This window comes from Spirosoma sp. 48-14 (genome assembly GCF_001898575.1).
Classification (GTDB): domain Bacteria; phylum Bacteroidota; class Bacteroidia; order Cytophagales; family Spirosomataceae; genus Spirosoma.
This window is the reverse complement of sequence record NZ_MKUD01000028.1, coordinates 111,054-124,932: the sequence shown is the minus strand read 5'-3', so window position 1 is coordinate 124,932 and position 13,879 is coordinate 111,054. Positions and strand designations below refer to the sequence as shown.

Genomic DNA, 13,879 nt, shown 5'->3' with positions numbered 1-13,879 from the left:
ATGGAACAGAAATCCTGGTATTCCATCAACGATCTGTCGCATCTGGACACACCAGCGTTGGTCGTGTACCCGGAGCGGGTTAAACAGAATATTGCCCGGCTCATCAGCACCATTGGTGATCGAAGCCGGTTGCGGCCACACATAAAAACATGCAAATCGCGGGAAGCGGCTCAACTGTTGCTCGAAGCCGGTATTCAGAAGTTTAAGTGTGCAACGATTGCCGAAGCCGAAATGCTGGCGATGATTGGGGCACCCGATGTGTTGCTGGCCTATCAGCCCAATACCACCAAAATTCATCGACTGATCGATCTGATCAAAACGTATCCGCAGACTCGCTTTTCGTGCTTGGTCGATAACATAGATACGGCTCAGGCCTTGTCGGAACAGGCGGTGGTGGCTGGGCTGGTCGTACCCGTGTATATCGACCTGAATGTGGGCATGAACCGAACGGGGATTGCGCCCGGCGAGGCAGTGGTGACGCTGTATGCGGAGCTGGAAAAACTGCCGGGTGTGCAGCCTGTTGGATTACATGCCTACGACGGTCAATTGCGAAACCCTGACATTGGCGCCCGGACCATTGAATGCGATGCCGGTTTCTGGCCGGTGCAGTTGTTGAGTGAAACACTGGCTGCCAAAGGGCATGGTAAACCGATTATTGTGGCTGGAGGTAGCCCGTCGTTCCCGATTCATGCCAAACGTCCGGAGGTAGAATGTAGTCCTGGTACATTCATTTACTGGGACAAAGGCTATCAGACTATTTTGCCAGAACAAGCATTCCTGCCAGCTGCTCTGGTCGTTGCCCGTGTGATTTCGTTACCCACATCAACCAGAATTTGCGTCGATCTAGGGCATAAGTCGGTAGCTGCCGAAGGTGAATTAGTCCAACGGGTAACTTTCCTGAATGCACCCGAATTGAAAGCCGTCGGTCAGAGTGAAGAGCATCTGGTTTTGGAAGCTGGCGAAGGACATTCCTACAAAGTGGGTGATGTGTTCTACGGCATTCCCAACCACATTTGCCCAACGGTGGCACTCTATGAACGAGCCTACACGGTCGAAGCGGGGACGATCTCCGGCGAATGGCGTACCATTGCCCGCGACCGAATGATTGTTGTGTAATCTTTAGCGACCGACTGGATACGCCAGTTCACTGTAAACCGGAATTTGTAGACAGCAAACAGAATAGAGTATGTTTACCATAGATGCCCACCTTGATCTGAGTATGAATGCAATGGAGTGGAACCGCGATCTCCGCCAATCGGTGGAACGGCTCCGCGAACGCGAAATTGGGATGACAGACAAACCGGATCGGGGGAAAGCGACGGTTTCATTACCCGCACTTCGTCAGGGAAATATCGGCTTAGTGGTCGCTACCCAGATTGCCCGTTTTGTAGCACCAGGGAACCCATTGCCTGGCTGGCAATCGCCCGAACAGGCCTGGGCACAAACACAGGCGCAGCAAATCTGGTATAAAACCATGGAGGAAGCTGGTGAGATGGTACAAATTACGGATTTGGCCAGTCTGGAAGCTCACCTTGCCCTTTGGAGCGATGGGACTCCGAACGACAAAAAGCCTGTTGGCTACATCCTGAGCCTGGAAGGAGCTGATTCTATCGTCACACCAGCATACGTCGAGCGGGCATACCAGTATGGCCTGCGCGCCATCGGGCCTGCCCATTATGGTCCGGGGCGGTATGCGCAGGGAACGGATGCTACTGGATTTATTGGTCTTGCCGGGCGGGAATTACTGCGCGAGATGCAGCGGTTCAATATCATTCTGGACGCTACCCACCTCTGCGACGATAGTTTCTGGGAGGCTCTTGATTATTTTGAAGGACCTGTTTGGGCCAGCCATAACAACTGTCGGGCGCTGGTCAATCATAATCGTCAATTCAGTGACGAACAGATTCGGGAACTCATTGCCCGCGACGCCGTTATTGGTGGCGCACTGGATGCCTGGATGATGGTGCCGGGTTGGGTACGCGGCCAATCGACACCCGAAGGCACCAACTGTAACCTGGCCAAACTAATCGACCATCTGGATCATATCTGTCAGATTGCCGGAAATGCTAACCATATAGGTATCGGTTCGGATCTCGATGGCGCTTTCGGAAAAGAACAATGCCCTTACGATCTCGAAACCATTGCTGATCTACAGAAAATCCCTGATTTACTCCGCCAACGCGGTTATTCGGAAGACGACATTACCAACGTGATGCACGGCAACTGGCTGCGATTTTTAAGACGAGTATGGAGGTAAGATAAATGAATAATGAACAATGAATAATGAATAACGGGTTTCTGCTCCTGAGCCATTATTCATTGTTCATTGTTCATTTATCGAAGGTTGCTGCCCTTCTACCGCCAGCAGGTAAACGGTCATGGATTCGCCAGTGGTTGCAATCCAGTTGTCATAATCGGTAATCGCTTCCAGGCGTTGCGCTTCGGTAACATAACCTGCCTGAACAAGCTGAGGGCCACGTAATTCAGATACTTCCGACCACAGTCGGCTTGTTTTGGCAAAGTCGGTATCGCTTCGTTTGGATAGCTCAAACTGGGGTTCGATTCGTACATTAGTTAACCCAAGCTTGTGCAGCATACCACTCAGGTGGTCGGCAATGGCATTATCGAATCCGGCATCCGTTCGCCAGTTGAGGAAGGCTTCGTAGAATAGCCGCATGGAGGCTGGCGGTTCCGGTTCCCAAAGAATTTTTTCGTGGTTGTAATCCAGGATCGCCAGATGCCCACCGGTTTTTACCAGCCGTTGCATAGTAGCCAGAGCCGCTTCGGGCTGAGCCAGCCATTGCAGGGTACGGGCACAGGTGACGAGATCGAACCGCTCGGCTGTTTCGAAGGTATATACATCGCCCTGCTCAAAGGCAATGCCGGGTAAGTCACCGGCATTTTGCCGGGCCTGACTGATCAGATTTTCACTTGGGTCGATGCCCAGAACCCGTCCGGTTGGCCCCGTTTTTTCGGCAATACTTCGGGTAATGGCTCCTGAACCACAGCCCACATCAAGCACCGATAGGCCTGGTTTCAGGTATTTCAACAGATTCCGGTTGGCGTTTTCAACCGTTCGTCGTTCCAGAACCGGATTATATCCTTTAGGCATTGTAGCCCGGTCGGATGAGGGTTGTTCTGCCATAGAATGAGATTAGTGTAGAGACGCCATCCCTGGCGTCTCATGACCGGATGGTTAATTGCTGACGCACATGAGACGCCATCCCTGGCGTCTCTACGGTTTCTTCGTTGAAAACTGGTAAATCGTAGTGGTTTTATACGTTTCTCCCGGACGCAACACCGTTGTTGGGAAGGCCGGATGGTTTGGCGAATCGGGATAATGCTCGGTCTCCAGACAGAGGGCATACCGCTTTTTGTAGGGGAACCCTTCGCGACCCGTTACGGAACCATCAAGGAAATTGCCGGTATAGAACTGAATGGCAGGCTCGGTAGTACGCACTTCCATCACCCGGCCGCTGGTGGGTTCGTAGACCGTAGCGGCCAGTTTCAGGGAATCACCCGACCCATTCAGTATCCAGGCGTGGTCATAACCCAGACCGTATTTGATCTGCACATCGCTCGAATCGTTGATCCGTTTGCCAATGACGGTTGGCTTGGTAAAATCGAACGGCGTACCGGCTACAGGCTGTAAGACACCCGTTGGAATGAGGGTTTTGTCGACAGGTAAGAAGCGGTCAGCATTTAGCGTCAGTTCATGATCCATAACATCGCGCTTGGCACCACCCGTTAGATTGAAGTAGGTGTGATTGGTCAGGTTAACGACGGTTGGTTTGTCGGTTGTCGCCTGATAATCAATTTTTAACGCGTTGTCTTTCTGAAGCGTATACGTAACCTCAACCGACAGATTGCCGGGGTAACCTTCTTCACCATCTTTCGAGGTGTAGGTCAGTTTCAGGGCTGGTTCGTCGCCTTCGACGGGAGTAGCTGTCCAGAGTACTTTATCGAAACCAACCGTACCGCCGTGCAGATGATTGCCAAAGTTATTGGTTACCAGCGTGTAGTTTTTACCATCGAGGGTAAATTTTCCTTTGGCAATCCGGTTGCCATACCGACCAACCAGTGCGCCAAAAAATGGATTGTTTTTTACGTAGGAAGAGAGTGAGTCGAAACCGAGCGTTACGTCTTCGAACTTACCGTCTTTGTCGGGAGCCGTTAAGCCAACCACAATGCCGCCATAGGTGGTGATTTTGGCCGTCATACCTGATGCATTGTGCAGGGTATACAAATCGGCGGTTTGCCCGTTGGGCAGTTGGCCGTACGTTGTCTTTTCGATGCCTGGTTTTTGCTCGTCGGCTTCTTTTTCTTTTTTAGACGTACATGCGTTCATAGTCACTAAGCCCATTAGCAGAGCCAGGGGTAGGAATTGAGAGAATAATTTCATGAATCGATAAGGTGAGTTAAAGCGATTAGTGAGTAAAGCGGTTTTGGCACTGATTCTATTCTTCTGTCATTTGTTTTTCACCGCAAGGACGCGAGGGGGCAACGAATAAAATTTGTTTGTACTCCTTGTGCCCTCACAGACCACGGGAAATGACCACAGATTTATTCGTTGCGCCCTCGCGTCCTTGCGGTGACCTTTAAAGGAGAATAGATCGGTTTTTATCCCTTTAACAACCTTGTCCGTAGTAAGCATTTTTGCCGTGCTTCCGTTCGTAATGCTTGAGCCGGAGCGTGTCTTTGATACGGGGTGTGTTGGGGTTGATCTGTAAGGTCAGATACGCCATGCGAGCTACTTCTTCCAGTACGGCTGAGTTGTAAACCGCTTTAGCCGCTGTTTTTCCCCAGGTAAATGGCCCATGATTTTGTAATAACACCATCTCCATCTCGCTGTACGACAGTCCTTTCTGAGCGAACACATCGAAAATCTGGTTGCCCGTTTCGTGTTCGTAATCGCCCTGAATCATCTCGTCCGTTAGAGCCGGAGCGCAGGGGATGTCCTGGTGCGTATGGTCGGCATGGGTAGTACCGAAAATGGGAATGTCCATCCCGGCTTGTGCCCAGGCTACTGCGTGGGTGCTGTGTGTATGCGAAATACCCCCGATTTTATCCCAGGTTTTGTAAAGCAATGCATGCGTTTTGGTATCCGACGATGGGCGCATGGTTCCTTCGATCACCTTACCGTCGTAGTCGCAGATAACAATGTCGTAAGGTGTCAGTTCCTCATAAGCCACGCCACTGGGCTTAATGGCAAACACGGCCCGATCGCGGTCGACGGCACTTACATTGCCGAAGGTAAACAACACCAGCCCCAGCTTAGGGAGCTGCATATTGGCCTCATAGCATTCTTCTTTTAGGGATGTATACATGGCTAAAAAGCGAAAGTGTGAATGAGTGAAAGAGCGAAAAAGGCTCAGCGTCAAACGCTCTTGCACTCTTTCGCTCTTTCGCTCTTTAAATCTCTAAAACGACCACCGAAACGGGCGGCAGGCTGACGGTTAACGTAGAGCCAGAGAGTTTGGCACCTGTGAAGGCGGCCGGTTTGATTTTCGTTAAATTCTCGAAGGTGTTATGATCGCGAACACTGGCCGAATGCAGGATGCGGCCAGTTACGGCTGCTCCACTGATGCCTTTCAGGTCGATGGAAATTTCCTGCGCTTTAGCCAGATCGATGTTGACGAGCGAGATGTGTACTTTACCCGCTTTATCGCGCGAAGCGGATACCGACACGGCGGGGAGCTTACCCTCGCTGGTCGTAAAATCAGCCGTTTTGATGTCGATAGGAAGCATGGTCGCATCCTGATGGACATTATACATTTCCAGGACATGGTACGTTGGCGTCAGAATGATCTTGTCGCCTTTGGTCAGGATAACGGATTGCAGGACGTTGATGGCCTGCGCCAGATTCGCCATACGAACCCGCTCGCAGTGCTTATGGAAAATGTTGAGGGTAGCTCCGGCCAGTACGGCGTCGCGCATGGTGTTTTGCTGATAAAGAAAGCCCGGATTTGTTCCTGGTTCTACATTATACCAGCCCCCCCATTCATCCACAATCAGGGCTATTTTCTTTTCAGGATCATACTTATCCATAACGGCCGAATGCTTCTCAATCAGTTCGTCCATCAACAGAGCCTGCTGCATCGTTTTGAAATACTCCTGATCGGTGAATTGAGTGGCGGAGCTTTTCTTGCCCTCTCCCCACGACAATACGGAGTAGTGGTGCATGGCAATGCCTTCCATCAGCGAACCTGGAATGTTCTTCATCAGCGTTTCGGTCCAGTTGTAGTCGTTGTCGCTGGCACCCGATGCAATGCGAAAAATCTTGCCATTGCTGCCCACTCGGGTGTTCATGAAGGTACTATACTGCCGGTATAGGTTGGCATAATAATCGGGCTTCATGTTGCCACCGCATCCCCAGGCTTCGTTGGCCACACCCCAGTAGCGTACGTTCCAGGGAGCTTGCCGCCCGTTTTGCTGCCGAAGGTTCGACATGGGGCTGTTCTTCTCGAAATTGACGTACTGTACCCAGTCGGATAGCTCCTGAACGGTGCCGCTGCCCACGTTGCCCGCCAGATAGGGTTCTGTGCCGATTAATTCACACATATTCAGGAAGTCGTGCGTACCAAAGCTATTGTCTTCGGTGACGCCCCCCCACCACGTATTCACAATTTTCGGGCGTTTGGCTTTCGGGCCAATGCCATCTTTCCAGTGATAGGTATCGGCAAAGCAACCGCCTGGCCAGCGCAGATTCGGGATCTTTAATTTTTTCAGGGCATCGACCACATCCAGCCGTACCCCTGCCTTGTTTGGAATCTTTGTGTTGGATTCTCCGACGTAAAAACCGTCGTAGATGCTGCGTCCGAGGTGTTCAGCAAAATGGCCATAGATATGGCGGCTGATGATGTGTTTGCCTTCGTTGGCGTTGATGGTAACGCTGGCCTGCGAAAAAGCCATCAGGCTATTGCCGGCGAGCAGAAAGGTTAGGAGCTGTTTTTTCATAGGAGTTTAAAGAGCGAAAGAGTGAATGAGTGAAAGAGCGAAAGAGCGAAAATGTGAAAATGTGAAAATATGTGACGAACAGATCGCTCTTTCACTCATTCACTCTTTCGCTCTTTAAAATTATCGGTAAGCGGCTTCGCTCCAGCGCAGTTCATTCTTTAGCTGGCGGAGGTTGGTGTTACGGTCGATGACAACCAGTTCGACACCGAAGATATCCGCGAAATCTTCGATATGCTCAGTCGTCAGGTTTTGGCTATAGACGGTATGGTGAGCACCTCCGGCCAGAATCCAGGCTGCACAACCCGTTTGCATGTCGGGCATGGGTTTCCAGATGGCGCGGGCAACGGGCAGTTTGGGCAAGGCTTCGGGGACTTCGACCGCTTCGACTTCGTTGACCAACAGCCGGAACCGATTTCCCATGTCGATGAGCGACACGTTGATGGCCGGGCCAGCCGGGGCATTGAATACCAGACGAACTGGGTCCGCTTTGCCGCCAATACCCAATGGATGAATTTCGCAGGTTGGTTTTCCTGCCGCAATCGATGGGCATATTTCGAGCATATGCGAACCAAGTACAAGCGGATTTGCGGAACGGTCCGACGGGTCGGCGAAATGGTAGGTGTAATCTTCCATGAAGGAGTTACCACCGGGCAATCCGGCTGCCATCACTTTCAGCGTCCGAACCATCGCCGAGGTTTTCCAGTCGCCTTCGCCCCCGAACCCGTAGCCGTCGGCCATCAGGCGTTGAGAAGCAATACCTGGCAATTGGGTCATGCCGTGCAGGTCTTCAAACGTGTCGGTATAGGCTGTAAAATTGCCATCGTTCAGGAATGCCCGAAGGCCGAGTTCAATTTTGGCGGCATCGCGTAATGCGCTGTGTTGGGCTCCACCTTTTAGCAGGGAATCCATCAGCGTATAGCTATCGGCGTATTCGGCTACGAGCCGGTCAACTTCGGCGTCGGATATTTGATTGATAACGGCTACCAGATCACCAATGCCGTGCGTATTGACCGACATGCCGAAGGTCATTTCGGCAGCTACTTTATCGCCATCCGTTACGGCTACCTGACGCATGTTATCGCCAAAGCGAACCACTTTCATGGTTTTTAGCTCGTAAGCGGCAACGGCTACCCGCGTCCAGGCGGCAATTTTGTCGATTACGGCCTGATCCTGCCAGAACCCAACCACGACTTTCCGGTTCAACCGCATCCGCGACATAATGAACCCAAATTCCCGGTCGCCATGAGCCGACTGGTTGAGGTTCATAAAATCCATGTCGATGCTGCCCCAGGGAATATCGCGATTGAACTGCGTGTGGAGGTGAAGCATCGGCTTTTTTAGGACCGTTAGCCCCCGAATCCACATTTTAGCAGGCGAAAACGTATGCATCCAGCTAATAATGCCGATGCAGTTCGGGGCTACGTTGGCTTCCTGACAGATGGCATAAATTTCGTCCGGTGTTTTAACGACAGGTTTGAAGATCACCCGAACCGGGATCGGGGCCGCCTGATTCAGGAAATCGGCAATGATCTGCGAGTGTTCGTCAACCTGCCTGAGGGTTTCTTCTCCATAAAGATGCTGGCTACCCGTAATGAACCAGACTTCGTATTGCTTTAGATTTAGCATTATATTATTGGTTTGTGTTGTCAGCTTCTTAAAGCTGACTTGTGCGGTTTCTCAAAACCGTCTGAATACTGGATCAATGTAAAACGCGGTTTTGAGAAACCGCTCGATGTCAGTTTTAAGAAACTGACATCACTGAAATTCGGCCTACTTCCCTTCGATAAATGCCCCTAGTTTGAGGTATTTCTGGTAGAGCGTTTCATAAACCGGCACCCGTTCTGGCCGTGGCTGATATTCGGCATCGAAACCGGAGCCCATGGCGTGTTGGGCAGCTTCCATCGTTGGGTGAACACCAGCAGCTACGGCTGCACACATGGCGGCTCCTAATGCACAAGCCTGATCGGCACTGGCTACCTGAATGGGTTTGTTGAGGATATCGGCCAGGGTTTGCATCACGAAAGGTGATTTTTTAGCAACCCCACCAATGGCGATGACTTTTTTAATGGGTACCCCTTCCTGAATAAACCGCTCGACAATGCTCCTAGAGCCAAAGGCCGTGGCTTCGACCAGGGCTTTAAAGACTTTAGCAGCATCAGTCCCTAAATTTAACCCGGAAATGGCTGCTTTCAGGGTATGATTGGCATCGGGTGTTCGGCGTCCATTGATCCAATCCAGGGCTATCACATCTGATTCCGTGACAGGAAGTTTGGCTGCCTGTTCCGATAAATGCGGAATGAGCTGACGACCTAAGGTATCGGCGGCTTCATCGCCCAGCAACTCACGTACCGGGGTAGTAATCAGGCGGGCAAACCACGCATACACGTCTCCAAAGGCCGATTGACCCGCTTCGAGGCCGAGCATTCCCGGCGCTACCGATCCGTCGACCTGACCGCAGATACCCCGGATGAGCCGATGGCCAATCTCATCGTTGGGAGCCATCAGAATATCGCAGGTTGAGGTGCCGATGATGCGGACAAAGGCGTATGGTTCAATTTCAGCACCAATCGCTCCCATGTGGGCGTCGAAAGCACCCACGCCGATGACAACGTTGGTCGATAGTCCTAATTTCTCGGCCCATTCGGCAGAGAGTGTCCCCATCGACTGGTCGGCCGTGTAGGTATCGGTGAAGAGTCGATCACGAAGACCGCTTAGCAATGGATCGAGTTTCGTAAGGAATTCGTCAGAAGGAAGGCCCTCGAACTCGCTATGCCAGAGCGCCTTATGGCCTGCCGCACAGCGTGAATGCTTGAGTGTTAGTGGATTAGTATTGCCCGTCAGCACGGCCGAAATCCAGTCGCAGTGTTCGATCCACGAAAACGCATGTTGCCGAACGGCTTCATCGACGCGCAGGGTCCGAAGCAGTTTGGCCCAGAACCATTCGGACGAATAAATCCCACCGACGTATTTAGTATAGTCGACATCCCAGTGATGAGCCAGATCGTTGATTTCGTCGGCTTCGGCATTGGCAGTATGATCTTTCCAGAGAATAAACATCCCGTTGGGGTTCTCGGCAAAATCGGACCGTAATGCCAGGGGCAGTCCTGTTTCATCAACTGCACAAGGAGTTGAACCGGTGGTATCGATGGAAATACCAACGACCTGCTGACGGGCCTCAGCCGGGGCCTGTGCCAGTGCTTCGTTAATCGTGACTTCCAGCCCTTCGAGGTAGTCAAGCGGGTGCTGACGGAATTGGGACGTGGCCGGGTCGCAGTAAAGACCCTGTTTCCAGCGTGCATATTCGTGGACATGGGTGCCGACTGCCTGTCCAGTGTGTGCGTTAACGACTAACGCCCGTACGGAATCGCTACCAAAATCGACGCCGATAACGTATTGATTATTCATAAAGAAAATGACTGGGTATACCGATAAAGAGAGTCTCTTTTTGAATCGTGTATATGTGACACAATATTAGGACGCCTTTGTGTTATTTCCATGAAAAATAGAAATTATTTTTCGGTTACTTTCTGACAGGATTTGCATGATGTACAGGATATTTTCGATGATCAATCCTGTACATCGTGCAAATCCTGTCAGAAGAACACTATGTCAAAGTCAATTCGGGGAAAAAGCTAACGTAATCGGTGAGGTATTGCTGATACTTCTCGGTATTAAGGCGAAACAATTGCCCCTTTTTGGTGGCTGAAGTTGTATCTTTCTCGCCTGTAGCTACTAATAAGTCCGTAGATAGAATCTTCCGACTGAAATTTCGACGATCGAGCTGGCGATTATAGATCGCTTCGTAGAGTTTCTGGAGTTGTGGAATCGTAAACTTTTCGGGTAACAGCTCGAATCCGATGGCGTGCAAAGCGGCTTTATACCGAAGCTGACGGAGTGCCTGTTCCACCATCTTATCGTGGTCAAAAATCAGTTTTGGCTTTACATTCAGGCCAATCCATGAGGCATTATGCGTCCGAATGGCGGCCACATCCTGATCCTGAATATTGACCAGAGCGTAATACACAACTGAAATCGTGCGTTCGACGGGGTCCCGGTTCACGGCTCCAAACGTTTGTAATTGTTCGAGGTAGTTGTTGGTCAGTCCGGTAAGCGTATACAGAATCCGATTGGCAGCTACTTCAAGGTCTTCTTCTTCGTTGAGAAACCCACCCATCAGTGACCATTTTCCCTGTTCTGGCTCGAAATTGCGTTTGATCAGCAATAACTTAATTTCTTCACCATCGAAACCGAAGATGATACAATCCAGAGCAACCAGAATGCGATTTGGGTGGGTATAATGAATCATAGGCAGTTAATAGTCAGTCAATCTCGGACTAAAAGCGCATGGGGTGTGAGGCTTACTCAATTACATAAATGGCAATCAGCGACGAAACTAAGCACAAAATAGCGTTTCCTGAGAAAATGGGTGGCCAACCCATCAAAAGATCACCTTACTCCTTTACAACTGGTTTCCAGTGATCGCTGCCCGCCAGGATGATATCCGGTTTGTACACTTTGACTTCTTCAGCCGATAATTGCTTCGACCAACTTACCCGACTCGTGGGATTAGCGCCTGGTCCTTTAGAGCCATACTCAGCGTAGAATGTTGTTTTTTCAGCATTGGGTTTGTCCCAGTTGTGCCAGCCTTCGGGTTTGATATGACCGCCCAGTTGGCAATGGATAAACACGGTTTTGGCAAAGTCGCGCCAGGGGCGACCCAGGTAAATGCTGGCGGCTGGCGCGTTGCTGGTGAGCGTGCAGTTCAGGAATACAAACCCATAGGGTTTCCCTTCAGGTGTGGCGGCTGCGGTTACGTAATTCCCATTCGTTTTACTGCAAATCGTGCAGTGGTCAAATACTGCCGTGGCCGACCCGAAAATGAAATCAATCGTTCCTTCGATATAACAGTCTTTGTAATACTGCCGACCGTATTGGCTGGGCATACCGGTATAGAGCGTGTCCTGATTTCCCAGAAAACGGCAGTTGATAAACACCGCCCGGTCGCCGGTTACGAAAGCGGCCACCGCCTGACCGACTGGCCCGGCCGTATTTTCGAACGTCAGGTTTTCGGCCCGGAAATCATTGCCAAAGATGTAGAAAGAGCCTGATGTTGAGGTTCGTAATTTCGTGCCATCGGGGAGGGGCTTGCCCGAATAATCGTCGTAGGTAAGTATGGTCGTGGCTTTGTCTTCTCCAATCAGGGTGACGTTATGCTGGGTGGAGTCGAGCTTTAGTTTCTCCTTATACGTCCCTTTTTTGATGTAGATCGTGATGCGCGTTGAGTTATTAGCCGGAACCGTGTTGAGGGCAGCCTGTACGGTTTTGTAATCGCCATGACCATCCTGCGCTACCGTAATGCGCTGTCGCTGAGCGATGGCTGCTGTGAGATGGACGGATAAAAGAAGGAGTAAGCCAGGAAGAGGTATCCGTAAACGCATAAGTAAAGGTTAGGGCACAAGTATGTTTAGGTAGATTTCGATATTGGTATACTGATCACTCAGCTTGAACTGGCTGGCATCGGCAGGGTCTTTGGGATTCAGGCCGGTTGCTGCTTCCCAGCTATCGGGCATGCCGTCTGCGTCGGTGTCGACTTGGGACGCTTCAGACTTCAACACAGGCCAGCCACCCACATCCGTTTGGGAGTCGATGATTCCTTTTTTGTCTTTACCGGCTGAGGCTATTCCCATGCGGGCGTCGGCAACGATCCTGGTATCGACGGCATCGCGATGAAGACTAGCTCCGGCTTTCGCCAGTACCTGTTCGTACGCTTGTTGAGCGTTTTGTTCGGCAATACGTTCGACCAGAAACGGTTGCGTTGCAATGGCTGAGTCGGGCTGGTCGCATTGTACACCCCCAGCAAGGTTATTAAGGCTAAGGGCTTCATCACCCGATACGACATTGCCCGATACGTAAAATTTGCCATAAGGCTTCGACGGATTGATAATTCGATTCCGGAGTTTTTCGGGCGTTGCCGGACCAGGCTTGTAATAATTGTTGACCAGGTTATGATTGCCACGTTCACCACCATACGCACTGTTGATGCCCCAGTTATAAATTACGTTGTTCCGGAAATCAACGATCTCGCGCGTTGGCTGATTATGATAGCGGGCTCCGCAGAAACGCGGGTTGCGGCTATGCTGGTGCGCGAGCAAATTGTGATGAAAGGAAGCGCCCAGACCACCCCAGATTCCACCGTAGCCATGCTCACCTTTCTCATGCACCGACTTGTTCAGGCTTTCGGAGACGATACACCACTGCATCGTAAAATTTTCGTTGTCGTAAAACGAAGCGCATTCGTCGGTAGCCCAGCTCATGGAGCAATGATCGATGATGATCTTCTTCTGACGGAGTCCCGTTATGGCGTCGTCCTTTTGGCGGGCTTCGTCGCCCAGCCGGAATCGCATATAGCGAATAATAACGTTGTTGGCTTCGATGCTCAGGTTATAATTTTTCAGGCAAATACCATCGCCGGGTGCCGATTGACCTGCAATGGTCAGATTCCCTTGCCGGATGAGTAGCTTAGACTGAAGGGCAATGGTACCCGACACGGTAAAGACGATGATGCGTGGCCCTCGGGTTTCGATGGCTTCGCGCAGGCTACCGGGGCCACTATCGTTCAGGTTACGAACAATCAATACGTTGCCTCCCCGCCCGCCCGTTGTATAGCGTCCGAATCCTTCAGCCCCTGGAAAGGCAAGTGCTTTGGAGAACGATGTCTGCCCCCACACACCAAGCGGGATCAGTAAACTAAGCAGGAGCGCGAGGAACAGGCTATTGACGCAGGGTCGTATCATGGCGTTGAACGTTGAACCGTATCGGCTGAATAACGTTGAATAAGCTACGGGTTGATACGCGATTATCGGATTTGTTGTAACGCGGGTGGAAACCCGCGCTTTTACGAATGATCCCCTGATTACGACAT

At 51.1% G+C, this 13,879-nt stretch carries 11 protein-coding genes; 2 read left to right on the top strand and 9 right to left on the bottom strand.

Features of this window, described 5'->3' with window-relative positions; genetic code table 11:
• Positions 1 to 1,116, top strand: a complete 1,116-nt coding sequence (locus BGO59_RS16650; RefSeq protein ID WP_293684785.1) for a D-TA family PLP-dependent enzyme — start codon at positions 1 to 3, stop codon at positions 1,114 to 1,116.
• Between the two features lie 70 nt (positions 1,117 to 1,186).
• Positions 1,187 to 2,257, top strand: a complete 1,071-nt coding sequence (locus tag BGO59_RS16645) for a membrane dipeptidase (RefSeq protein ID WP_293684783.1) — start codon at positions 1,187 to 1,189, stop codon at positions 2,255 to 2,257.
• 66 nt (positions 2,258 to 2,323) lie between these two features.
• On the opposite strand, the gene BGO59_RS16640 is transcribed toward BGO59_RS16645, so the two are convergent.
• The 9 genes from BGO59_RS16640 to BGO59_RS16600 all read right to left on the bottom strand — a co-directional run bounded on the left by BGO59_RS16640 (position 2,324) and on the right by BGO59_RS16600 (position 13,751).
• Positions 2,324 to 3,145 carry a methyltransferase domain-containing protein gene (locus BGO59_RS16640; RefSeq protein ID WP_293684781.1) on the bottom strand — a complete coding sequence of 274 codons (822 nt, stop codon included), beginning with the start codon at positions 3,143 to 3,145 and terminating at the stop codon, positions 2,324 to 2,326.
• 90 nt (positions 3,146 to 3,235) lie between these two features.
• Positions 3,236 to 4,402, bottom strand: coding sequence for an aldose epimerase family protein (locus BGO59_RS16635; protein ID WP_293684779.1), 1,167 nt, complete (start codon positions 4,400 to 4,402; stop codon positions 3,236 to 3,238).
• Between the two features lie 226 nt (positions 4,403 to 4,628).
• Positions 4,629 to 5,327 carry an L-ribulose-5-phosphate 4-epimerase gene (locus BGO59_RS16630; protein WP_293684777.1) on the bottom strand — a complete coding sequence of 233 codons (699 nt, stop codon included), beginning with the start codon at positions 5,325 to 5,327 and terminating at the stop codon, positions 4,629 to 4,631.
• Between the two features lie 85 nt (positions 5,328 to 5,412).
• Positions 5,413 to 6,957: an alpha-L-arabinofuranosidase C-terminal domain-containing protein gene (locus tag BGO59_RS16625; protein WP_293684775.1), complete on the bottom strand. Its 1,545-nt coding sequence runs from the start codon at positions 6,955 to 6,957 to the stop codon at positions 5,413 to 5,415.
• 120 nt (positions 6,958 to 7,077) lie between these two features.
• Positions 7,078 to 8,583, bottom strand: coding sequence for an L-arabinose isomerase (araA, locus tag BGO59_RS16620; RefSeq protein ID WP_293684773.1), 1,506 nt, complete (start codon positions 8,581 to 8,583; stop codon positions 7,078 to 7,080).
• Positions 8,584 to 8,727: 144 nt separating this feature from the next.
• Positions 8,728 to 10,362 carry a ribulokinase gene (locus tag BGO59_RS16615; protein WP_293684771.1) on the bottom strand — a complete coding sequence of 545 codons (1,635 nt, stop codon included), beginning with the start codon at positions 10,360 to 10,362 and terminating at the stop codon, positions 8,728 to 8,730.
• Positions 10,363 to 10,561: 199 nt separating this feature from the next.
• Positions 10,562 to 11,263, bottom strand: coding sequence for an NUDIX domain-containing protein (locus BGO59_RS16610; RefSeq protein WP_293684769.1), 702 nt, complete (start codon positions 11,261 to 11,263; stop codon positions 10,562 to 10,564).
• 145 nt (positions 11,264 to 11,408) lie between these two features.
• Positions 11,409 to 12,395, bottom strand: a complete 987-nt coding sequence (locus tag BGO59_RS16605) for a pectinesterase family protein (RefSeq protein ID WP_293684768.1) — start codon at positions 12,393 to 12,395, stop codon at positions 11,409 to 11,411.
• Positions 12,396 to 12,404: 9 nt separating this feature from the next.
• A complete protein-coding gene (locus tag BGO59_RS16600; protein ID WP_293684766.1) occupies positions 12,405 to 13,751 on the bottom strand; it encodes a pectate lyase in 1,347 nt (448 codons plus the stop codon).
• Positions 13,752 to 13,879 lie beyond the last annotated feature (128 nt).